The sequence below is a fragment of the Pseudoduganella sp. UC29_106 genome, from assembly GCF_044055365.1.
In the GTDB taxonomy this organism is placed as follows: Bacteria; Pseudomonadota; Gammaproteobacteria; order Burkholderiales; family Burkholderiaceae_D; genus Rugamonas.
Genome location: NZ_CP171976.1, coordinates 1 through 20,293, shown reverse-complemented (window position 1 = coordinate 20,293; position 20,293 = coordinate 1). Strand labels below are relative to the sequence as shown.

The window sequence follows — 20,293 nt, the reverse complement described above, 5'->3', positions numbered from 1 at the left end:
TACCCAGCCAGGGTGCGGTAGCTGCTATCTCTTTTGAAAACCTTTTTAAAGGAGTACAGATGAGTAAGCGTACTGCAGTAGCGAAAATCAAAGGCAACATTTCGGTGGATGGGATTCGTACAATCTTTGAAGCCGACGGAACGACCGTGAAGGATCAACGCGCCGTATTGAGGATGGGTCAAGGCATCTTCTCTAAACGGTTCCTGGTTCCGATGACATTGCTGAAGTTGGAAGAAGTGACCGCAGCAATGTCGGCCAAGGAGGGCGAATTCTTCCTCCCTGACACGGAATTGAAGCTGAAGGACGTAACGGCCGTTCACGGCACCTGGCGTACTTACGAAGCCAATCTGGTTTCGATGATTACGCCGCTGCCACGAGATACCTTGAAGCAGTTGGTGAATTCACAAACTATTGTGAAGACTCCGAAGTAAGCGCTCTGTAGCGCGAGTAGTACCGGCGCCCAAGTCTCTGACTTGGGCGTTTCTATTTCCGGCACATGAACCAGCTGGATTTGCGCAGCAAATTCTGCTGGCGAGCAAGCGCCGACGGGCGCGCGCTCCGAGGAATAGAAGTTGGCGCATGATGAAGCGTTGCACTCGACCAGGGCGGCGGCGCCGCCCATCGATGCGCAGCAGCCGCGGCCGGCGCCGGCCAGGTGGCCAGCGCGGCGCTGGTGGCGCAACAGCTTTTACAAACCGGGTAGGGGAGTTGGCCAGGTCGGCGCCGATCGCGCCGCCAAGGACCTGCAGCGGGTGCGCATCGAGCAGCTGGCCGCCGCCGGCGGCGCAGCTGCGCGGCGGAGCCCGGCCAGGCTCGCCGCGGCTGAAGTGACAAACCGCTGTGCGCGGTTTGTGAGGTAGAGCAGGAAAAGCCGTACGCCCGCTCCAAACGCCCTACAGGCGATTTTTCGCGGTGCATCGAGCGCAGAATAGGGCGGCGGCTTACGCGCCGCCAATGGGGGGTAAAAGGCCGCGCTATGGTATGTCGTTGCCTGTTGCCAAAAGTCATGTTACTCTGCATCCATCTTTTCAATACCCATTGGGACTTCGCCATGCGTTGTCCCTCTGGGGCGACGCACGAGGTCTCTTTTTCTAAAGGAGAACTAACATGCACGCAATTGGAACGATGGTAGATGAACTCGCAGTTTTCGGTACTGATCCGTACTGCCTCGAATCTCTCAGCCGATCCATGATCGTTGAAGAAATCGAAGTAGAAACGGTCGTAGCGCGCGTGTTTGATTACGATGATCTGGTGTTGCAAGGTAAGGCGCTGTACGAATCGGACATTGCCCGTTTTGACTGCCCGGACTTGGATGATCCTCGTATGCTGTGGGGTAGCGCTGAGTATTTCCGTTGGTATACCGCCGACGAAAAGAAACGTGAAGCTCCGCTGGACGCCGATGAGTTGATTCAACTGTTCTGCAATCGTGGTCTGTCTGCTGAAGATGCTGAACGCGAAGTTTATTTAAACTCTCGCGCCAAGCAAGGCGACAAGGCGATGTGGGACATGGTTGTCCAACTTGGCTACAAGGACTGGACGCGAGCATTTGCTCAAGAGGAGTACGGTTTTCTTTAAGACCGAATGCCTCGACTGAAATACACGGCTAGGGTTTCTAACCCTAGCCGTTTTTATTGCCCGTCCGGTTTTAGCGCGCTAAAGCGATCCTCGCCCCACGTTCAAGAATTTGCGCAGTGCTTGTGCCACGATTTCATGTGGATCAGCGGCATGTTCGGCACAGTGCGCCGCGAGTGCGTCTTTCACATCTGCCGGGACGTTGGCGCGCAAATTGACAAGTCCAGCAAGCGCTTTGCGCTGCCGCACTGCTTTCTGTCGATCAGCAGCCGACACGGCACCTTTCGGGTTGCGCGGTCGGCCCGGTTTGCCTTTGCCACCGGCCAGGTTAAGTTCAAGGGTTAGGTTGTCGTCAGTCTGTTCATTCGGGCGTTTGGCGTAGTCCTGATGAGCGTATTTTACGTATTGCGTCACGGTAATTCCAGCCTGTTCTTACGGTAAATTTCGCGTCGATTTGTGGTCGTGTTGATGGGGTAGGGCAGGGCCATTTCGCCCACAGCGAAACCGCGCTTTCGTGCTTCGCATCGAGCCACGTCGCCCAGGTGCGCGTGTCTCGCCCCGCCACCCCAAACCCCGGCGGGCTTCGATCGTTCCCTCGCTCATGCTCGGCTTGTCCCCTCCGCTGCGCTCCGGCGCTCCGCTTGGCAAAGTCCTGTCTGAGCGCGCCCAGGGCGCGCTGTGGTTCGTCGCTGCGCGCCGTGTCGTAGTCTCCCCAGCCGCTGTCTTGTCGTCACCATCCCCCGATTGCTGCGCGCTTAGGGTTCGGACTTTAGACCGGGCCGTTCACCCGGCAAGGGGGCGGCATAAAGCCGTTCGCTGCGCTCTCTTTTATACGCCCCCGGCCCTTGCCCGGCTCCCTTTCCCCCGGTCGTCGCTCGAACCACAGGCGCGGCACTCAGGGGATACGGCGGTTACACCAAACCGCAGCCGCTTGATCGACTTCTTCAACACCTACGATCAGGCGGTCATCTTGGGGTCCGGTCAGTTTTTTAACCACACATAGGAGTAAGAGCAATGAGCCAAGCAACCGTTTATCCAGTGGGCCAAGTCGTAACGCTGCGTTTCAAAAATATCGTGCGTTCCAACCAGTTCAACGTGCGCAGTAAGCGCGAGAAGGAATCGGAGAAGTACCAGAAGGGCATTCGTTCGCTGGCTCCGCTCATCAAGGCCGAAGGGCTTATGCAAAATCTGGTGGGCTTCCAGCAGAAGAAGAACAAGAAATTTATCGATAAGGTAGAAATTTGCGCCGGTGGCCGCCGCACGGACGCCATCGAATGGCTGATTGCAACTGGCCAGATCGACCCGGAAACCTTTGAAATCCGTGTGCTGATCTGCAGCGTTGAGGAAGCGATTCAAAAGAGCCTCGTTGAGAACAGTGAGCGCGAACCGCTGCCGCCAGCGGACCAGTACCGTGCGTTCCAGGCGATGAAGGATGCCGGTCGCTCTGTGGAAGAAATCGCTACGGCGTGGGGCGTGGACGATATCACTATCAACCGCCGCTTAAAGCTGGCGAATGTGGCACCGCGACTGTTTGCGCTGTACGAGGACGACAAGGCCACGCTGGATCAGCTGATGGCACTGGCGCTGACTGATGACCACGCAACGCAAGAGCAGGTATGGGATTCGCTCAGCGGCTGGAACCAGCGCACCCATGCCAACATTCGCCGCCTCATCACCACGCAAGCCATCGACACCAAGAACAGCCCTATTGCGCGCTTCGTTGGCGTGGCCGACTACGAGGCCGCAGGGGGCGCAGTCACCCGCGATCTGTTTTCCGATAATGACGATGGCTTTATGAATGATGCCGCCCTGCTGGAAAGTTTGGCCGTGAAGAAGCTGGAAAAACAGACCCCGGACTTGAAAGCAAAGTTCGCATGGGTGGACTACTTGACCAGCTACAACCAGTACGACTCCGATTTTGAAGAGGCACATGCAACGGCGTTGCCATTCACTGACGAGCAGCAAAAGGTCTATGACGAACTGGATGCAAAAGTGACCGACCTGCAGACGAAGGTGGACGCCATGTATGACAGTGAAGCCGACGAATTCACCGACGAAGAACAGGCGGAGTTGGATTCGCTTGAGAAGGAAATCGAAGCGCTGGAAGCGCAGCAGGAGGCTATGACGCAGTACGGCTATGACGATGCGGTTAAGCCTCTGCTGGGCGCGGTCGTCAGTATTGACCGCGACGGTAGCTGGCCGTGTTTGAGGGCTTGATTCGTCCGGAGGACAAGAAGGAACTGAAAAAGGCCCAAGCCATCGGAGCCGCCAAAACTGGCGAAGGCAACGAGTCCGAGCCAAAGGCAAAGGCTCTGTACTCGGACAAGTTGGTTCACCAACTCACCGCGCACCGCACCGCAGGGCTGCAAGCGGAACTGATGGTGCGCCCCGGTATTGCGCTCGTCGTTCTGACCCACACGCTGGCAATTCAGGTGTTTGGGGAGTACGGCAATCGCGCAAAGTCGGCGGCAGTCATCAGCCTCACCAAGCCACACTTGAAGCAGCACGGCGATTGCGTGAAGGAGTCGCCAGCGCTGGCACTGATGAACGAGCGTCACCAGTACTGGGCTGACCTCATGCCGACCCGCGTAAGTGACCTGATGGGCTGGCTGTTCCAGCAGGAGCAATCGGTAGTACTGGAACTGCTGGCGTACTGCACGGCTTGCAGCCTCGATACCGTGCAGGGAACGGCTCAGTATAGCGAGAGCAAAGATAAGGAATTTGCCGAAGTCGCAAACGCCGTATCGCTGAACATGGCCGACTGGTGGAAGCCGACCAAAGACAACTACTTCGCACAGGTATCGAAGCAGCACACGATTTCGCTGGTCGCCTCGCACGTATCGGCTGAAATGGTCGCCCCGTTGTCCGACCTCAAGAAAAATCCCTCTCTGCGAAACGGCAGAGCAGCACATGGCCGACAAGCGTTGGGTTCCAGACCTGATGAAAGCCTGCGCCTAAAACCCAATGACGCGATGGGGCCGCGCCCCATCGCACAAGGAGAGAGCAAATGATTGGACTGCCTGATACCCTCACCATCCGACTGATTGAAAACGCGATCAACCACTACCGCGAAATGGACGCGACCGACGAGCCGGTATGTTCTGACCTCCCGCGTCCGGCAGCTTGCCGATGTGTACGGCAACATGATCTTCACAAAATGGCAGTCGTCCACCCGGACGCGCTGACCGTTGAGCAGCGCGTATTGCTCGCCTACCTCCCGGCGCGAGTGAAGCTGATGCACTAAGCTGCACCTGGGCGGCGCTGCCGCCCAGCCCCTCTGCAAATTTGGCCGCGCCGGTCCTGCTGGACTCGGCGCGGCGGAACAGATCAGATCCGACCATTGCTCACCGTTCCGGCTCGCCAGGTCGTCGAGAAGGAGAGGGCGGAACAATCAGATTCTCGCCGGGCGCTGACGGCCGCCCGGCTCGCAGTATCCACAAACCAGCTGCGGCCCGGCGCGAGAGTGGCGCTTCGCGCACATCGCCGGGCTCGCCAAGAACACAAACTGCGGCATGGCGTGCGCCAGGTGCAGTGCCCGCTACAGCGCGGGCGATGGCACCGCGGCGCCGCCATGCTCCAGCGGGCGGCGGCACGGCCGCGCCCGATCGACAAACCCACACTGAACCCCTTGAGGTGAGCGCGCCCAGGGGCGCGCTGGGCATTCGTCGCTGCGCGCCGTGTCGTAGTCTCCCCAGCCGCTGTCTTGTCGTCACCATCCCCCGATTGCTGCGCGCTTAGGGTTCGGACTGTAGACCGGGGCCGCTCGCCCGGCAAGGGGCGGCATAAAGCCGCTCGCTGCACTCGCTTTTTATACGCCCTTTCCTTGCCTGTCTCTCTTATCCCCGGTCCCCGCTCGAACCACAGGCGCGGCACTCAGGGGATACGGCGGTTACACCAAACCGCAGCCGCTTGATCGACCTCTTCAACACCTACGATCAGGCGGTCATCTTGGGGTCCGGTCTGATTTTTAAAACCAAAGGAGGATGAGTCTTATGCGTAGCAATCCAAACACGGCAACCGTGACCAGCATCAACGCGAACAAGGAACGTGAGGACGGAGTGATAGCCGAAGCGTTGGACATTCTTGCGCGCCGGATGCGTAAGGCCGACGTTGCAGCCAGTTCGCCCGATGCCGATGAAAAGCTATCTCACCGTGAAGCTAGCGCAGCTGCATCACGAAGTATTTTCGGTTGTCTGGGTGGATGCACAAAACCGGATCATCGCCTATGAAGAAATGTTCCGTGGCACCTTGTCGCATACCAGCGTTTATCCTCGTGAGGTAGTGTTGGGGGCGTTAACGAACCATGCCGCAGGTTGCCTTCTGGTACATAACCATCCCTCTGGGAAACCTGATCCGTCCGAAGCCGACAAGTTGATTACGCGACAACTGAAGCAAGCGTTGGAGCTGATCGATGTGCGCGTGTTGGATCACATCATTGTCGCTGGCGTAAGTACGTTCTCGTTCGCTGAGCACGGGCTGATCTAAGGGCTGTGTTTGACAAGGGGCGGCATCGCGCCGCCCAGTAACGCGTGCAAAACGCGGCCCGGCACACGCGCTGCTGCGCGTTGTGCCGGGCCAGGCCAGCGCCGTAAGCGCTGGCGCCAGTCGTGCGCCTGCGGCGCTCGATCATCAACCCCGGCTCGCAACCAGATCCGAACCGGACGCTATGGCCGTCCGGCTCGTCATATTCACAAACCAGCTGTTGCCCGGCGCGAGGGCTGCGCTTTCGCGCACTACGCCGGGCTCGCCCTAAATCACAAAACGGCGGCATGGCAAGCGCCAGGTGCAGTGCCCGCAGAGGGCGGGCGAACGCACCGCGGCGCCGCCATGCTCCAGCGGGCGGCGGCACGGCCGCGCCCGATGCTTAACGTACAAAGCCCATGCACTGAGCGCTTTAGCGCGATAAAGAACAAGATCAACTGCCGAAGTGAGCGCCGCCCAGTGGCGCGCTGGGGTTCGTCGCTGCGCGCCGTGTCGTAGTCTCCCCAGCCGCTGTCTTGCCGTCACCATCCCCCGATTGCTGCGCGCTTAGGGTTCGGACTTTAGACCGGGCCGTTCACCCGGCAAGGGGGCGGCATAAAGCCGTTCGCTGCGCTCTCTTTTTTATACGCCCCGGCCCTTGCCCGGCTCCCTTTTCCCCGGTCGTCGCTCGAACCACAGGCGCGGCACTCAGGGGATACGGCGGTTACACCAAACCGCAGCCACTTGATCGACTTCTTCAACACCTACGATCAGGCGGTCATCTTGGGGTCCGGTCAGATTTTCAAACCAAAGGAGGGCAACACATGGCAGTTTTTGATATCACGGCATATCCCGCTCACATCACCGCCAGCGGCGGCGTCCAGATCGAAATTACCCGCTGCATCAAGCGTGCGACGGTCGAATGCCTGCCGAATGAAGTTTATGAGCAGATGGCAACAATCGGTAGCGAACTTGGCAAAGTGCATGGCACGGTCCAAGTAAGCGCCGATCCTCAAGGCCGCACGCCGAAGGGCTGGAAAGAGCAAGTCCAGAAAGGCCGTGACACCTACGTTTTCGACAAATCGGAACACGAGGTGGCGCAATGATCGGCCTGCGCAAAATGCCGCTGCCGTCGCACGACTCCGAAACGCACGCGGCCTATTTCATGCTGGGCCTTGCCCGCGTGAGCGTCCTACATGATATGGATGGCCAGATCGAACATGCGCAGCAGCTGTGCCGCTGGGCTTCGATCATGGCCGATCTGGAGCAAGTCGGCGCTGGCATCGTCAAGGATTATCCCGGCTGCATTCAATACGAGGTGTCGGAACCATTCGGGGAGTGGTACGGCTGGAAAGCTGTACGCGGGAAGTGCCGACCGACAGCGAAGCCATTAAGGAAATCAAGGCGCGAATTCTGCATTTCTTCGCACCAGACCCCGACACGAATGAGTATGTAAGCCTGTTCATCGCACTGCGATTCGACTATGCGCTGCCGGTGCCTCACCCGCGCCCCGGCCTGATCCGGAGGGTGCTTGATGCACTGAGCGCCTGACCGATCAAGTACCGCGCCGAATGCGGCGCGGTACTTCACGCGCCAGGCGCGCAATCAGATCCTCGCGGCGCGCCAGCCTTGCCGCGCCGCTTCGTCAAAACACAAATCCGCCTTGCTATTCAAACCTATCACACAGGAGTATCAAAATGTCCAAGCGCTTCAACATCTTCCAAACCAACACCGTGCGTCCCGGCATCGTGGCCAAGTTCGCAGTGATCGACGGCAAGGTGTCGCCGGCTGGATACCCGATTGGCCCGCACACCGAAATTAAGGATGGTCTGAGCATCGAGGCCGCACGCAAGGAGTGCGACCGGCTGAACGCCAGCGCGGATATGCCGCGCCGTAGTGAAGCCGAGCTGACCAACCTGATTGAACGCGCTATGGGTGGCGATCCGGAATTGTTGGATGTGGACATGGAGCCGGTCTATCGCGAGCGCCTGCCGTACAAGGCTGCGCCGACTAGCCGCGATTTTCAGGATGCCTATCCCAACTTCGGCAACGAGTTGGATTGCAGTTTCATCCGTGACAGTGGCCAGTACGCCATCTTCGTGAGCGGTTTCTACACCGCCGCCGAACTGCGCGCAATGCTGGCCGAGGTGGAGCGCGCAAATGCCGTGTGGGAACCACATCCGACCACTACCTGCTAATTGTCATGGCCCGCCTGCGGGCCTTCCGACTAGAAAAAGAGCCCCCGATTATGCGTAAGCCGTCCATTCTCTCCAGGTCAATGATTGCCGCGCTGCGCCTCGCCTTGCGCGGCCGGTCCCTTGTCGTCTGTTTTCGGCTCTGGTGTCGATTCCTCCGCGCTACTGGTTGCGCTGTACCTTGCTGGCATTCGTCCGGACGTCATCACTTTTGCCGACACTGGCGGGGAAAAGCCGGAAACCATTGAACACGTCCACCGCATGAATCAAGTGCTTGCATCTTGGGGCTGGCCTCTGATCCAGATTTGCAAAAAGGTTCCGCTGCCGACGACCGGCTATACGGACCTTTACGGCAACTGCTGGAAAAACAGACTTTGCCCAGCCTGGCCTTCGGCATGAAAAGCTGTTCGATCAAGTGGAAGCAGGTTCCGCAAGATCAGTATTTGAAAGGAGTGCGCAGCGGGAAGAATCGCAGCGCTCCGCACCCCATCTGGACGGAATATCAGCGCACAGGCAAGCGCGTAACTAAGCTAATCGGCTACGACTGTGGGAAAGCGGATCTGCGACGCTCCAAGGACCTGCCGACGGGCGACGCCGATTTTGACTATGTGTACCCCCTACAGATCATCGGCTGGACGCGTGGCGATTGTGTGTCGGCCATCGCCCAGGTTCTCGGCGCGGACCTTGTGCCCATCAAAAGCGCGTGCTTCTTCTGCCCCGCATCGAAGCAGTGGGAGCTTTATTGGCTCGCCGCCCATCATCCCGAACTCATGGAAGCTGCGCTGCAGCTGGAGCGCCGTGCGCTCACCGGCAAACACAGCCGGTTTGACGAAGTGGAGTTTGGCGCGACGTGGGACGAACTGGTCAATAACGCCGACCGGTTCCCCAGCACGACAACCACTGTCGGACTGGGCCGCAGCTTTGCGTGGAACCAGTGGGCGCGGGTCAACAATGCGGTTGACGCGGATTTTCGCGTATTGCGCTCGCCTTCGGACAGGCAGCGTTTTGTCGATATGGCGGACGCGCTGCGCTCCGACGACAACGCGCTTGACCAGCGCACGAAGCGGGCGGTTATTTCGCTGGCGTTGGCCGCGTAATCAGATCCGCGCCGGACGCTGCGGCCGTCCGGCGCGTCATGTTCACAAACCAGCTGCGGCCCGGCGCGAGAGCGGCGCGTCGCGCACTGCGCCGGGCTCGCCCAATATACAAAACAGCGGCATGGCGCGCGCCGGGTGCAGTGCCCGCTGCAGCGCGGGCGATGGCACCGCGGCGCCGCCATGCTCCAGCGGGCGGCGGCGGACGGCCGCGCCCGTTCGACAAACCCACGATGAACCCCATGAAGTGAGCGCGCCCAGGGGCGCGCTGGGCATTCGTCGCTGCGCGCCGTGTCGTAGTCTCCCCAGCCGCTGTCTTGTCGTCACCATCCCCCGATTGCTGCGCGCTTAGGGTTCGGACTGTAGACCGGGCCGCTCGCCCGGCAAGGGGCGGCATAAAGCCGCTCGCTGCACTCGCTTTTTTATACGCCCTTTCCTTGCCTGTCTCTCTTATCCCCGGTCCCCGCTCGAACCACAGGCGCGGCACTCAGGGGATACGGCGGTTACACCAAACCGCAGCCGCTTGATCGACTTCTTCAACACCTACGATCAGGCGGTCATCTTGGGGTCCGGTCTGATTTTTTAACGTCAATTTCCACAGAAAGGGAAAGAGCAATGCAACACCTCACCGCAACCTATTCGCCCGAAGATAACAAACTGCGCTTGTACAGCCTGACGCGACTCGATAAGGAGACTTACGAGCGCGTGGCCGCAGCAGGCTTTAAGTATGCGCCGAAGCAGGAATTGTTTTTCGCGCCAGCGTGGACGCCTCAGCGCCATGATTTGCTGGTGGCCCTCTGCGGTGAAGTGGGCGACGAAGACAAGAGCCTTGCGGATCGCGCCGAAGAACGCGCAGACCGATTTGACAACTACAGCGAAAGCCGCGCATCCGAAGCGCAAGCGGCCCGCCGCGCTGTAAGCGCCATTTCCGACCATATCCCGCTGGGGCAGCCGATCCTTGTAGGACACCACAGCGAACGCCGCGCCCGTAAGGACGCGGAGCGCATCGAGAACGGTATGCGCCGCGCCGTGAATCTGTGGGAAACCTCCGAGTATTGGACGCGCCGCGCAGCGGCAGCGCTGGCCCATGCACAACACAAAGAGCGCCCGGACGTGCGCGCACGTCGCATAAAAGGGCTTGAGGCTGATAAGCGCAAGCAGGAGCGCAACCGCGACGAGGCGGCGCAATGGCTGAAGCTGTGGAGCGAGGAAGGGCTCACGCATGAACGCGCCTTGAAAATTGCAAATATGTGCTGGCTGCACTTGCCGCGCAAGGAAGGCGACCGCGAAGACCACAACGGCAATCAAACCGCATACGGCGCGCTCACGGACAGTTACCCGACGCTGTACGCGCCGCGCACTTTGGCCGAAGTGGTGGAAATTGCGAAATCGCGCTATCCGCGCACCATTGCGCACGCTGACCGCTGGATTGCGCATTTTGACAACCGTATTGCTTACGAGCGGGCCATGCTGCAGGAGCAGGGCGGCTTAGTCGCTGAGAAATTCGACCTGCAGCCGGGCGGGCAAGTGCTGGTGCGCGGCGAATGGGCAACCATTATCCGCGTGACTAAGCGCGACGGCAAAGCCATCAGCGTGACCACAAACGCGCGATATGTGCCGGTGCGCCAGGTCGAGGAAATCAAGGATTACAAAGCGCCATCGGGCGACGTGGCCGCAGCTGTGAAGAAAGCAACGGCGGTTGCTCCGATCACGAATTATCCGCGTGACGGTGCAATGCACATCACAAAGGCACAATGGGACGCGATGCCCAAGGATTACAAGGGCTATTTGAAAATCAGCACGGACCAGGACAAAGGCGCGCATCGTGTGCGCCGTGCGCTGGGCACGTTCCTGCCTGAAGAACTCATGACCGGCAAGCAGAAACACAACTACTACACGGTATTCCTCACCGACGACAAGCGCAAAGACCCGCCGCCGGCGAGCGCGCCAGCGGCTGCAATTCCGAAGCCTGAGCCGGTATTGCGCAGCGCGCCCGCCCCGGTTGCCGAGAATCCGGCCAGCGCTGAAATCGACGAATTGAAAAATTTGCTTAAAGCCGGTGTACAAGTAGTCTCCGCTCCGCAGCTTTTCCCAACCCCTGACGACCTGGCTGACCGCGTAGCCGAACTGGCGGAAGTAGCGGACGGCGCGCGAGTGCTGGAGCCAAGCGCCGGAACGGGCTCCCTGATCCGTGCAATGCTGCGCACTGGCGTAGATATGAAAATCTGCGCCGTGGAAATTAACGCCGGTTTGGTCAAAAGTCTGGAATCAGTCTTGACCGCTTCGACACTGACCGAAGGCCAAAGCGTGGAAGTGCTGCAGCGTGATTTCATGGATTGCAAAGATGAGTCGTTTGACGTGATCGTTATGAATCCGCCTTTCGTCAACGCCCAGGATATTCAGCATATCCGGCACGCGCAAACCATGCTTGCGCCGGGCGGCCGTCTGGTTGCCATCTGCGCGAACGGGCCACGCCAGAACGACGAATTAAAGCCGCTGGCGTTGTCGAACGGCGGCAGCTGGGAAGTTCTGCCCGCTGGCACATTCAAAGAATCCGGCACGATGGTTAGCACCGCCTTGCTGACTATCCGAGGCTAAACGCTTCCCGCAATCAAAAATGCGCCCACCGGGCGCATTTTTTTCCGCTCATTTCGGCCGATCGCGTCGCCGTGCACCAGCACGGCGGGCGCATCGAGCAGCTGGCCGCCGCCGGCGGCGCAGCTGCGCGGCGAGCCCGGCCAGGCTCGCCGCGGTCGAAATGACAAACAGCAGATTCGGCTGCAGCTGGTGGACGTGCACGCCCAGGGGCGGCACGGCCGCCCATCGATGGGCAGCTGCCGAAGACTGGCGCCGGCCAGGTGGCCAGCGCCGCACTGGCGGCGCCACAGTGGATTTCACAAACCGGTAGGGGAGTTGGCCAGGTCGGCGCCGATCGCGCCGCCCAGGACCTGCAGCGGGTGCGCATCCAGCAGCAGGCCGCGCCGGCGCGGCTCTGAATTGGCGCCGCTATTGCGGCGCGCATCCTGACGCGCACGCTCGGCTGCTGGCCTCGCTTAGCGGTTCTTACAGTGGGCGGCGTAGCGCCGCCGGGGGATATAGGTGGCCGCCGCAGCATCAGTGCGGCGGCCTCAAGTGGCTCCGCCAAGGCGTCGCTAGGGAAGGGCTGCGTGATCTTCGGAGCGGGACTGCGTTGCCCGCGCCGCTCGATCACTTGCAGATCGGTCAGCAGCCGGATTCAGTACACGCCGCAGGTGCACAAACAGAACCATCACAGGGCATGGGTGTTACCCATGCCCTGTTCTGCACAGGTGAAAAATTTGTTCCGTACAGAATGAAAAATGACAGCCGGACGCTAAAAAGTATCGCGTGGGCAAGGTTGTTACAGTTAGAATATTGCCGGGGGTGTCGGAACCGAACACGGCTCCCGTTTTATGAACCCTGGAAAGTTTTAAACGGGGGCCGTTTCGTTCTAGCAAGATCCCCTGAAAGGAGGTTCAAAACTAGATATGAAGCTAACGTTGAAGTTTGGTAAGAAGTTTGAGCTTTGCATTGATGTTAAGAAAGCCGTTGTTCTAGCTATCTTGGTCATCTTCTGCTAATGCTCCAAGGGGTTGTACTGTTAGCGCAGTGCAGCCCCTTCTTTTTTCTGTTGACAATTATAGCGCCAAATGCGTTGTATGCAACGGTAAACACGCACCGCAGCGCACTCGTGGGCACCAGTGTGCACCGTTTCACTCTCAAACAGCACCAGTGTGCACCGCCCAGCACCATCAAATTTCCCTCTTTGTTAACTGTTTGTATAGCGTCAAACTGCTCGTTAACTTATCAATTCAGCTCGACAGCGAACTCATTTTCGTCACGCGTCACACCGATTTTTCGACGTATAAGGTGTCATTTCGCATTCCAATTCGCAAGCGCCTGTATGGGGTATGTGAGGGCCATTTTGCCCCGAAGGGCAAAACCGCGCTTTCGTGCTTCGCATCGAGCCACGCCGCCCAGGTGCGCGTGTCTCGCCCCGCCACCCCAAACCCCGGCGGGCTTCAATCGTTCCCTCGCTAACGCTCGGCTTGTCCGTTCCGCTGCGCTCCAGCGCTCCGCTTGGCAACTGCTGAAGTGAGCGCGCCCAAGGCGCGCAGGGCTTCGGCGCTGCGCGCCGTGTCGAAGTCTCCCCAGCTGTCGCCCGTTGTCACCATCCCCCGATTGCTCGCGCTTAGGGTTCGGACTTTAGACCGGGCCGCTCGCCCGGCAAGGGGCGGCATAAAGCCGCTCGCTGCGCTCGCTTTTTATACGCCCTTTTCCTTGCCCGGCTCCCTTTCCCCGGTCGTCGCTCGAACCACAGGCGCGGCACTCAGGGGATACGGCGGTAACACCGGATTCACAGCCTCTTGATCGACTTCTTCAACACCTACGATCAGGCGGGCATCTTGGGGTCCGGTGGCTTGTAAAACCAACAACCTATTTGGAGGCAATGTGGCTCAAGGCAAATGGCAGTTTTGGACGGATTTAGGGGCAAGCGCGTGGCTGTACACATCAGAGCGCGGTCTTCCTGCTGTCTGTGCTTACGAGGCAGGGCGAACCGACCCGTTTTTCTGGGGGGATTTCCCTGACGAGGCACGCCGTGACCAATACCTGTCCGAATGGATTTCGTTGTTACAGCGCGTGGCCGCTTGCAAGGCTCGCGTATTGCTGGGACTCGCGTAAGCGGGATTATTCCGTGGTCATTGGCCACATTTTTGAAGCTAACTAAGGAGAGGCATCATGCGTAACACCTACAAGTCGCGCAAGGCGGAATTTGACAAACAGGCACTGGAAGCCGCTATCGAGGCGGCAGCGGCAGAACGTGAGCAAGCCACCGCGCCACCCGCCAAGGCGCAGGGCCAAGGCAGGGGGCGCTATGAAGTACCTGACCCCACGATTGAGGCGGTAAAGCGCAGCGGCAGCATTCGCATTTCGGGCACCGATCCGCAAGCGCTGGACAAGCTGACGGCGCGCTTGGCCTCTCTCGTTTCCCTGCACGACAACATGGTGCGCACGAATCAATTTCTGGCGAACGAAGACCGCGCCGGATTGATCCGCTTCGGTTACTCCGCAGAAGGCGTGGAAGAACTGTTCCTGCGCGGCCCCGGCCAGCAGCTGGGCTACTCGTCGCAGGAACTGCGCCACATGGAGCAGAACATCGAGCGCATCCAGGCACGCATCGCAGAACTGGAATTGAACGCCAGTCGTGTGACGACGACCGTAGTAGAAAACGGCTACCAGTATTCGGAGGACGCCCAAGCGCAGCGCGTGATGTTCAAGTTTCCTGAAAAGCCGATTCTGACGGTGCGCCAGCTGCTGGGGCAGAGTGGCTTCCGCTGGAGCCCCAACCGTGACGGCCAGTGGGTCCGCCCGCTCAACAGCAACACCATCAAGGCCGCGAAGCAGATCCGCAAGACGCTGGCGGACCTGCCGGAACTGATGGAGCAAAAAAAACAAAAGTACATGCACTAAAAATACGGCGCAAGTGTTTACTTTGTACACACGTACCGTTACTATGGCGCAAGTCGATTTTTCGTCTTGAGTTGTATTTAGCGTGCTAAACCCAGACCTTAAATAATCCTACTGGAGCAACAAACAATGGCAACTCCTATTTTCGTCAAACCTCTGTCCGACAAATTTCTCAGTCGCATCCTGGCAATTTTCTGCGAAAAGGGCGGCATCGGCAAAACCACCACGGCGCTGAACACTACTTGGTTCGCTGCCGATGTGCACAAGATGAAGGTTCTCGCGGTTGAGTTGGACGCACAGGGCAATACGACGAACACTCTTACTTCCGAAGTGCCACGCAACGCGCTTACCGGTTCCATGCTCTTCAAAGAAGAACTCCCAGCCAACAAAAAGCCCATCGAAATCAGCCCGAACATCCACCTCATCGCCGCCGACAAGCAGCTGAAGAAGGTTGATTCGTATGTGCAGGCCGAGGACAAAGCCGCCGCCCGCGAGCTGTATCACATTGTCCGTAACAACCTGCGCAAGCTGGCCGTGAACTATGACCTGATCGTGATCGACACGCCGCCGACCGCTGAACTGCGCTACACCGCCGCACTGGTGGCCGCTGACAGTTTCGTGACGCCTACCACGATGGACGCGTTCGGCATGGACGGCATTGCCAGCGTGGCCGAGATTGAGCGCGACGTGAAATCGATTTATGGCAATCCGCGCCTGAAGAATATTGGCATCTTGCCCAACAAGGTGCAGAAGCGCTCCGCCTTGAACAACAATATGCTGGACCAGCTCAAACAAGCAAACATGAAGACTACGCCGATGGTGATTTATCTCCGCTCCGATATTGAAAACAAGTTGTACGAAGGTAAGCGCAGCCCGCACATGCGCGAAGCCTGCGAACACATCCTGGCCGAGGTGATGAAATGATCCAGCGCCGCTCTATCGCAAATGCACGCGCACTGACCGAAACCCCTCTGATCGTTCGCTTGCTCCGTTCGCAAATCCACCTGGACCCGAACCAGCCGCGCAGTCAAGACAAGCACACGCCGGAAACGCTGGCCGCGCTGGCAGCTACGATGAAAAGCGAAGGCCAGCAGCAGGCAATTAAAGTGCGCCCGCACCCGGACATTCCGGATGATTACATGCTGGTATTTGGGGAAGGCCGCTGGCTGGCCGCTGGCATTGGTGAAATCGAGTATCTGGATTGCATCATCACCGAAGAGTCGAACATTGGCAAAATCCGCGTCATGCAGATTACGGAAAACCTGCAGCGTCAGGATATGTCGCAGTACGACACCGCCAAAGCCTTCCGTGAACTGATCGACCTGGGCGAGTGCGAGAATGCCGCAGCAGTAGCGCGCCGCTTCGGCATGAGCGATGCAACCGTGAAGCGTATACCTCAAGGTGCTGGAAGCATCGCCCGAAGTGCAGGCGCTGGCACAGAACGGCGCGGCCACGATGGATACGGCACGCACGCTGGCCGAAGTCGAAAAGACGAACCCGGACAAGGCCAAGGAGATAATCGAAGAAGGGCAGCGAACCGGCAAGGTCAAACGTGATGCGGTACGTGAAGCCCACGCGGAAGAAAAGGCCAAGCAGGGCAAAGGCCCAAAGGCATCGAAGGAAGCGCCAAAGAAGGATGCTACCGACGCGCATCCGCCAGCGGCGAACGATGCGACGACCGGCGAAAAGACCGGTGTAGCGTGGCCATTCCCGACGCAGCACAACGGTGCGCCTAAAACGCCGGAGGCAGCGGCCGCCAAGGTTGAAGCAGCTGACCCGGCCGAAAAGGGAAAGTCGCCTATTGTCGTCAGCGCCTACGATGTGTGTGTGGTCATCCGTCCGGATTCGGTAGCCGCCGCGAACTTCGACCGCGATCTGAAAAAGCACGGCCCGGCAACGCTGGCTGATGAAATGGTGCACTCCGATACTGCGATGGCATGGGTTCACTTTGGCCGCGGCACTGATGACGGCATGCTGGTCCCGTACCCATGCGCCGATTTGCAAATTCAAAGGATCGTGCGCCGTGACTGAAGCGCTGTCACTGAAACGCGCAATGGGCTCCCTCTCCGAGAGGGAGTTCAAAGCCGCATTGGCTCAGCTGCGCAATATGAAGCCTGAGAACGTTGACGTGGCGCGCAAGTATCTTGTCGCGCCAGGTCGATTGCAGGTCCTGATTGCCGAGGAAACCGGTATGTCTAAACAGCTGGTTTATCGACACTGCAAACGACTGTACGACGCGCACTGCAAACTGCGGGCGCCTGCAAAAACTGGAGAGAGCGATGACCGACCAGCCGCCTAAAACCCGGAAGCCGAAGACGCCGCCGACGAAGCAGATGGAGTTGTTTCTTGAGGACTGGCCTGATCGCGTGCGCGGCGTGCCAAACGTGGTCTTGCGTAGTGCTCTTTTCTCGATCAGCAAAAAGCGAGACACATACAAGAAGCTGACCCTCATTGCTTCTAATGACGGGCTTGAGATTCGTCGGCGCGGTGAGCAGTTCAACCAAGATGACCTGGACGTGTGGCAGGTCCTTGTGCACCTGGCCCGCAAGCAGCCCCTGAACACTTATGTTCGATTCACCGTCAACAGCGTACTGACCGAGCTTGGATTGCCGCACGGCGGCACGCAGCACAACCAGCTGCGCGAAGCGATTGCACGCCTGATGGGAGGTCCGATCGAGATCCGCTGGGTGAATGAGGGCAAAGTTCTGATGGACACTCTCATCAAGAAAAAGCTTCTACGACGAGAAGACCGAAACCTATGTGCTGATCCTCAGCGAAGAATTGCTCAAGCTTTACAAGTCCGGCTGGACGCAAATTGACTGGGAAGAGCGCAAGAAATACAAAAGAACTCGTTGGCACGCTGGCTGCACGGATTCTATTCGACCCATGCCGCTCCTTACGATTACGGCGTTGAAACGCTCAAGCACTTGTGCGGATCGGCCCCCAAGGGCCGCTTGACCGATTTTCGCAAAGCCTTGAAAGTCGCTCTGGATCTGATGGTGGAAAAGGGCTCTTTGGTAAGCGCCGATCTTCATCCATCGCGCGATGTGGTGCAGGTAGTCCGCATCCCATCGGAAAGCCAGAAACGCCACTTGGCCCGCCGCGCCGCCCAGTCAGAGGCGGCGCAGATTGCAATGAACGAATCGGACTTCAACAATCCGAATTTCAAGCCGGACTGATACGGCAAATGACTCCCCGATGCGGCCCGCATGGCCGCTGAACTCGATCGATGAGGTAACGACGATGAGGAACAAAATCTACGGGCGTAAGGTCGGCTCGAAGGAGGAAATGGTCTTAATGTTCAGAGCGATGGCGCTTCAAACAGCAATAGTGCCAAACGGGCAAGCCCTGAGGTAATTGCCGAGTTTGTAATCGCAAATGCGCGTCGCATAGTTAAAATGCTACGAGACAAGAACATCGAGGGGTACATAGTGTTTGAAGGCGATCCGCGGCACTATGAATTTACGCCTGATCAAGACTTTGTTTATCCGGAAGTCATCGACAGCCTGGCCGTCGCACAGCGCTGGCGAAAACAATGGGGCTATCAGGGGCGGGGAGGTGTAGTCGTGTTGTTGGATGGCGAAGTACAAAGCTGGGTCAATGAACTGCGCAATCCTGAGCACTGGCAACCAGGCTGTATTGCCGTTGATGAGGATGGGAAGACCTGGACAACCATCGCTGGCAATGCGCAGGATGGCGCCTTGATGTGGTTGCCGAATGATCCGATCCCCAATTAGCCGTGGCGGCATTTGACTCCCGTATTTTGACGTAGGGCAAAACTGACGAGGTAATGATGACTACAGAGTTTGATGATGACGGCGATTCCGTTTTGCTGACCGATGCCGACAAGGCGCAGATCGAGGAAAGCATTGAGCACATCGAGCAGCAGTTGGTGGACTGCGACGCCCAAATCTGGACACTGTTGAACCGCGAAAAGAACCACCTGATTGCCGAGTTGAACGCGGGACGGCGGTTACCCATCGATGAAGAAGAGGAGGGTTGATCCATGCGCTTCTGCGCCGGCCCAGGTGGCCTTTGCGGCACAAGCTATTCATCGTGCAAGGAACACTATCTGATGACCAAGGAAAATCGCCGAACTGGCCGGATGCCAGAATTAAACGAAAGGCAGTAACGGATGGAACTGATTCACTCACTCTTGAACAACGCAGATCTGAATTCCGCTGTAAACGTTAAGGTGCTAGTTGCCATTTTCGGCGCATTGGTATTGGACCGGCTCATCGGACCCGTCATCAGCTACTTCAATCCGCTCATTGTAATGCTCGACTTAATTCATAAAGCCAAGACGAAATTTTGGCGATGGATTACGCAGATCAACACTCAGGATGGCACGTCGCCCCCGTTGAACAAATAGACGGCTGCGCGGCTGCAGCCCGGCCAGGCTCGCAGCAGCCGGAAACACAAATCGTCATATCCTTGCAAAAACTGGTGGACTCGCCCAAGGCGCACGGCCGCCGATCGACGGCAGCTGCACTGGACCGACGCCGGGCCAGGTGGCCAGCGCCGCTTACAGGGCGCCACAACGCATTTTCACAATCAGGTAGGGAGTTGGCCAGGTCGGCGCCGATCGCGCCGCCCAGGATCTGCAGCGGGCGACATCGAGCAGCTGCGTCGCGGCCGTATAATACAAAACATTGCGGTGCGATTTGCGCGGCCGTAAGTGAGGAAACGATCATGAAAAAAACATACGGATTGTCGCTGAAAGAGCAGCGCGAAAGGGTCCGCCCCGTACAGATGGACCTAACTGGCAAAGACGGTCGCCGATAGTTATGGCAGCAGCTAAGCGGGTTATGACAACACACGCAGATGTGATTAAAGCTTTGGCGAAGCGATGATAGACGCTCAAGTTGTCATCGCAATTCACGATGCGATTTTGGCTACTGAGCCAGGATTGCATGGTGGCTATGGACAAGGGCCATTGGAGGGCGCACTGGGCCGCGTAGCAAATGCTACTGAATATGATGGCCTTGATGACATCTATGAAATTTCTGCCTTGTATGCCGTCGCGCTCGCTCGCGGCCACGTGTTCAACGATGCCAATAAACGGACAGCTCTGGTAACTGCTTTAACGTACCTGGCGACCCAGGGCGTGGATATCGAACGCTCACCGGAACTTGAAGACATTATGGTTGACGTAGCTGAAGGGTATTTGAATCACGTTGATCTGGCGACAATTTTATTTTCAATTGCACCAGAGTGTTACGATCCGGCCCCTTCGACAGACACTTTCGATATGAACGATAGCGGGTTTGCTGAACTTGTGAAAACTGATCCAGAGTTCGCACACATGCTTGCGACAGGCTGGGCGCAACTGTCCGAAATTGGAAAGGATCGTTTCCTTGAGGTGGCAAAGCGCTTGTCGCTGCTGGCGAAAGGGCAAAATTAAACGAATCTGCTTCTGATAGCGATAAATCAGGAAGCTAGCGGACGTCGCCCAAGGCGGCGCCGTCCGGATCGACACCCCGC

General features: G+C 58.4%; 24 protein-coding genes. 22 read left to right on the top strand and 2 right to left on the bottom strand.

What is annotated here, in order from left to right; translation table 11 throughout:
• The first annotated feature begins 59 nt into the window (after nt 1-59).
• The 3 genes from ACHMW6_RS00120 to ACHMW6_RS00110 all read left to right on the top strand — a co-directional run bounded on the left by ACHMW6_RS00120 (nt 60) and on the right by ACHMW6_RS00110 (nt 1,575).
• Nucleotides 60-431: a hypothetical protein gene (locus ACHMW6_RS00120; RefSeq protein WP_395398700.1), complete on the top strand. Its 372-nt coding sequence runs from the start codon at nt 60-62 to the stop codon at nt 429-431.
• Nucleotides 432-572: 141 nt separating this feature from the next.
• Nucleotides 573-860 carry a hypothetical protein gene (locus tag ACHMW6_RS00115; protein ID WP_395398698.1) on the top strand — a complete coding sequence of 96 codons (288 nt, stop codon included), beginning with the start codon at nt 573-575 and terminating at the stop codon, nt 858-860.
• A 247-nt stretch (nt 861-1,107) separates the two neighbouring features.
• Nucleotides 1,108-1,575 carry a hypothetical protein gene (locus ACHMW6_RS00110; protein ID WP_395398696.1) on the top strand — a complete coding sequence of 156 codons (468 nt, stop codon included), beginning with the start codon at nt 1,108-1,110 and terminating at the stop codon, nt 1,573-1,575.
• Between the two features lie 78 nt (nt 1,576-1,653).
• Here the strand turns inward: ACHMW6_RS00110 and ACHMW6_RS00105 are convergent, their stop codons facing one another.
• On the bottom strand, nt 1,654-1,986 hold the full coding sequence (locus ACHMW6_RS00105) for a hypothetical protein (protein WP_395398694.1): 333 nt from the start codon (nt 1,984-1,986) through the stop codon (nt 1,654-1,656).
• Between the two features lie 600 nt (nt 1,987-2,586).
• Between ACHMW6_RS00105 and ACHMW6_RS00100 the strand changes: the two genes are divergently transcribed.
• The 8 genes from ACHMW6_RS00100 to ACHMW6_RS00065 all read left to right on the top strand — a co-directional run bounded on the left by ACHMW6_RS00100 (nt 2,587) and on the right by ACHMW6_RS00065 (nt 9,325).
• Nucleotides 2,587-3,789 carry a ParB N-terminal domain-containing protein gene (locus ACHMW6_RS00100; protein WP_395398692.1) on the top strand — a complete coding sequence of 401 codons (1,203 nt, stop codon included), beginning with the start codon at nt 2,587-2,589 and terminating at the stop codon, nt 3,787-3,789.
• Nucleotides 3,774-4,583, top strand: a complete 810-nt coding sequence (locus ACHMW6_RS00095; protein WP_395398690.1) for a hypothetical protein — start codon at nt 3,774-3,776, stop codon at nt 4,581-4,583. Before ACHMW6_RS00100 ends, ACHMW6_RS00095 begins: the two co-directional genes overlap by 16 nt.
• The gene (locus tag ACHMW6_RS00090) at nt 4,580-4,816 is read left to right on the top strand and encodes a hypothetical protein (RefSeq protein WP_395398688.1); all 237 of its coding nucleotides are present in this window, start codon (nt 4,580-4,582) and stop codon (nt 4,814-4,816) included. Before ACHMW6_RS00095 ends, ACHMW6_RS00090 begins: the two co-directional genes overlap by 4 nt.
• Nucleotides 4,817-5,706: 890 nt before the next feature.
• Nucleotides 5,707-6,057: a RadC family protein gene (locus ACHMW6_RS00085; protein ID WP_395398686.1), complete on the top strand. Its 351-nt coding sequence runs from the start codon at nt 5,707-5,709 to the stop codon at nt 6,055-6,057.
• A gap of 800 nt (nt 6,058-6,857) precedes the next feature.
• A complete protein-coding gene (locus ACHMW6_RS00080) occupies nt 6,858-7,139 on the top strand; it encodes a hypothetical protein (RefSeq protein WP_395398684.1) in 282 nt (93 codons plus the stop codon).
• Complete coding sequence (locus ACHMW6_RS00075; protein ID WP_395398682.1) at nt 7,136-7,489, top strand: hypothetical protein; 354 nt, start codon at nt 7,136-7,138, stop codon at nt 7,487-7,489. The genes ACHMW6_RS00080 and ACHMW6_RS00075 overlap by 4 nt, the downstream gene beginning before the upstream one ends.
• A 241-nt stretch (nt 7,490-7,730) precedes the next feature.
• A complete protein-coding gene (locus ACHMW6_RS00070; RefSeq protein WP_395398680.1) occupies nt 7,731-8,231 on the top strand; it encodes a hypothetical protein in 501 nt (166 codons plus the stop codon).
• A 302-nt stretch (nt 8,232-8,533) separates the two neighbouring features.
• On the top strand, nt 8,534-9,325 hold the full coding sequence (locus ACHMW6_RS00065) for a hypothetical protein (protein ID WP_395398678.1): 792 nt from the start codon (nt 8,534-8,536) through the stop codon (nt 9,323-9,325).
• A 42-nt stretch (nt 9,326-9,367) separates the two neighbouring features.
• Here ACHMW6_RS00065 and ACHMW6_RS00060 read toward each other — a convergent pair whose 3' ends face one another.
• Nucleotides 9,368-9,598, bottom strand: a complete 231-nt coding sequence (locus ACHMW6_RS00060; RefSeq protein ID WP_395398676.1) for a hypothetical protein — start codon at nt 9,596-9,598, stop codon at nt 9,368-9,370.
• 339 nt (nt 9,599-9,937) lie between these two features.
• On the opposite strand from ACHMW6_RS00060, the gene ACHMW6_RS00055 reads away from it, so the two are divergent.
• The 11 genes from ACHMW6_RS00055 (at nt 9,938) to ACHMW6_RS00005 (ending at nt 20,213) form a co-directional block, all read left to right on the top strand.
• The gene (locus tag ACHMW6_RS00055; RefSeq protein ID WP_395398674.1) at nt 9,938-11,920 is read left to right on the top strand and encodes a DUF3560 domain-containing protein; all 1,983 of its coding nucleotides are present in this window, start codon (nt 9,938-9,940) and stop codon (nt 11,918-11,920) included.
• Between the two features lie 2,160 nt (nt 11,921-14,080).
• A complete protein-coding gene (locus tag ACHMW6_RS00050) occupies nt 14,081-14,812 on the top strand; it encodes a hypothetical protein (RefSeq protein WP_395398672.1) in 732 nt (243 codons plus the stop codon).
• Nucleotides 14,813-14,938: 126 nt separating this feature from the next.
• Entirely contained in the window at nt 14,939-15,733 is a 795-nt protein-coding gene (locus ACHMW6_RS00045) for a ParA family protein (RefSeq protein WP_395398670.1), read from the top strand.
• Nucleotides 15,730-16,365, top strand: a complete 636-nt coding sequence (locus ACHMW6_RS00040) for a ParB/RepB/Spo0J family partition protein (protein WP_395398668.1) — start codon at nt 15,730-15,732, stop codon at nt 16,363-16,365. The genes ACHMW6_RS00045 and ACHMW6_RS00040 overlap by 4 nt, the downstream gene beginning before the upstream one ends.
• Nucleotides 16,265-16,840, top strand: a complete 576-nt coding sequence (locus tag ACHMW6_RS00035; protein ID WP_395398666.1) for a hypothetical protein — start codon at nt 16,265-16,267, stop codon at nt 16,838-16,840. Before ACHMW6_RS00040 ends, ACHMW6_RS00035 begins: the two co-directional genes overlap by 101 nt.
• Nucleotides 16,833-17,108 (top strand): TrfB-related DNA-binding protein, encoded by a 276-nt coding sequence (locus tag ACHMW6_RS00030; RefSeq protein WP_395398664.1) that lies wholly within the window; start codon nt 16,833-16,835, stop codon nt 17,106-17,108. The genes ACHMW6_RS00035 and ACHMW6_RS00030 overlap by 8 nt, the downstream gene beginning before the upstream one ends.
• On the top strand, nt 17,089-17,628 hold the full coding sequence (gene trfA, locus ACHMW6_RS00025) for a plasmid replication initiator TrfA (protein WP_395398662.1): 540 nt from the start codon (nt 17,089-17,091) through the stop codon (nt 17,626-17,628). The genes ACHMW6_RS00030 and trfA overlap by 20 nt, the downstream gene beginning before the upstream one ends.
• Nucleotides 17,629-17,661: 33 nt before the next feature.
• Nucleotides 17,662-17,988, top strand: coding sequence for a hypothetical protein (locus tag ACHMW6_RS00020; protein WP_395398660.1), 327 nt, complete (start codon nt 17,662-17,664; stop codon nt 17,986-17,988).
• 252 nt (nt 17,989-18,240) lie between these two features.
• Nucleotides 18,241-18,546, top strand: a complete 306-nt coding sequence (locus ACHMW6_RS00015) for a hypothetical protein (RefSeq protein WP_395398658.1) — start codon at nt 18,241-18,243, stop codon at nt 18,544-18,546.
• 53 nt (nt 18,547-18,599) lie between these two features.
• Entirely contained in the window at nt 18,600-18,812 is a 213-nt protein-coding gene (locus ACHMW6_RS00010; protein ID WP_395398656.1) for a hypothetical protein, read from the top strand.
• 846 nt (nt 18,813-19,658) lie between these two features.
• A complete protein-coding gene (locus tag ACHMW6_RS00005; protein WP_395398654.1) occupies nt 19,659-20,213 on the top strand; it encodes a type II toxin-antitoxin system death-on-curing family toxin in 555 nt (184 codons plus the stop codon).
• Nucleotides 20,214-20,293 lie beyond the last annotated feature (80 nt).

Excerpts from the sequence above, each read along its gene's own strand:
- ACHMW6_RS00040 (WP_395398668.1), top strand. The coding sequence starts at position 15,730 with ATGATCCAGCGCCGCTCTATCGCAAATGCACGCGCACTGACCGAAACC.
- ACHMW6_RS00050 (WP_395398672.1), top strand. The coding sequence starts at position 14,081 with ATGCGTAACACCTACAAGTCGCGCAAGGCGGAATTTGACAAACAGGCA.
- ACHMW6_RS00035 (WP_395398666.1), top strand. The coding sequence starts at position 16,265 with ATGGATACGGCACGCACGCTGGCCGAAGTCGAAAAGACGAACCCGGAC.
- ACHMW6_RS00055 (WP_395398674.1), top strand. The coding sequence starts at position 9,938 with ATGCAACACCTCACCGCAACCTATTCGCCCGAAGATAACAAACTGCGC.
- ACHMW6_RS00085 (WP_395398686.1), top strand. The coding sequence starts at position 5,707 with ATGAAAAGCTATCTCACCGTGAAGCTAGCGCAGCTGCATCACGAAGTA.
- ACHMW6_RS00120 (WP_395398700.1), top strand. The coding sequence starts at position 60 with ATGAGTAAGCGTACTGCAGTAGCGAAAATCAAAGGCAACATTTCGGTG.
- ACHMW6_RS00070 (WP_395398680.1), top strand. The coding sequence starts at position 7,731 with ATGTCCAAGCGCTTCAACATCTTCCAAACCAACACCGTGCGTCCCGGC.
- ACHMW6_RS00100 (WP_395398692.1), top strand. The coding sequence starts at position 2,587 with ATGAGCCAAGCAACCGTTTATCCAGTGGGCCAAGTCGTAACGCTGCGT.
- ACHMW6_RS00060 (WP_395398676.1), bottom strand. The coding sequence starts at position 9,598 with ATGCCCAGCGCGCCCCTGGGCGCGCTCACTTCATGGGGTTCATCGTGG.
- ACHMW6_RS00110 (WP_395398696.1), top strand. The coding sequence starts at position 1,108 with ATGCACGCAATTGGAACGATGGTAGATGAACTCGCAGTTTTCGGTACT.
- ACHMW6_RS00075 (WP_395398682.1), top strand. The coding sequence starts at position 7,136 with ATGATCGGCCTGCGCAAAATGCCGCTGCCGTCGCACGACTCCGAAACG.
- ACHMW6_RS00080 (WP_395398684.1), top strand. The coding sequence starts at position 6,858 with ATGGCAGTTTTTGATATCACGGCATATCCCGCTCACATCACCGCCAGC.
- trfA (WP_395398662.1), top strand. The coding sequence starts at position 17,089 with ATGACCGACCAGCCGCCTAAAACCCGGAAGCCGAAGACGCCGCCGACG.
- ACHMW6_RS00090 (WP_395398688.1), top strand. The coding sequence starts at position 4,580 with ATGATTGGACTGCCTGATACCCTCACCATCCGACTGATTGAAAACGCG.
- ACHMW6_RS00010 (WP_395398656.1), top strand. The coding sequence starts at position 18,600 with ATGATGACTACAGAGTTTGATGATGACGGCGATTCCGTTTTGCTGACC.
- ACHMW6_RS00005 (WP_395398654.1), top strand. The coding sequence starts at position 19,659 with ATGATAGACGCTCAAGTTGTCATCGCAATTCACGATGCGATTTTGGCT.
- ACHMW6_RS00045 (WP_395398670.1), top strand. The coding sequence starts at position 14,939 with ATGGCAACTCCTATTTTCGTCAAACCTCTGTCCGACAAATTTCTCAGT.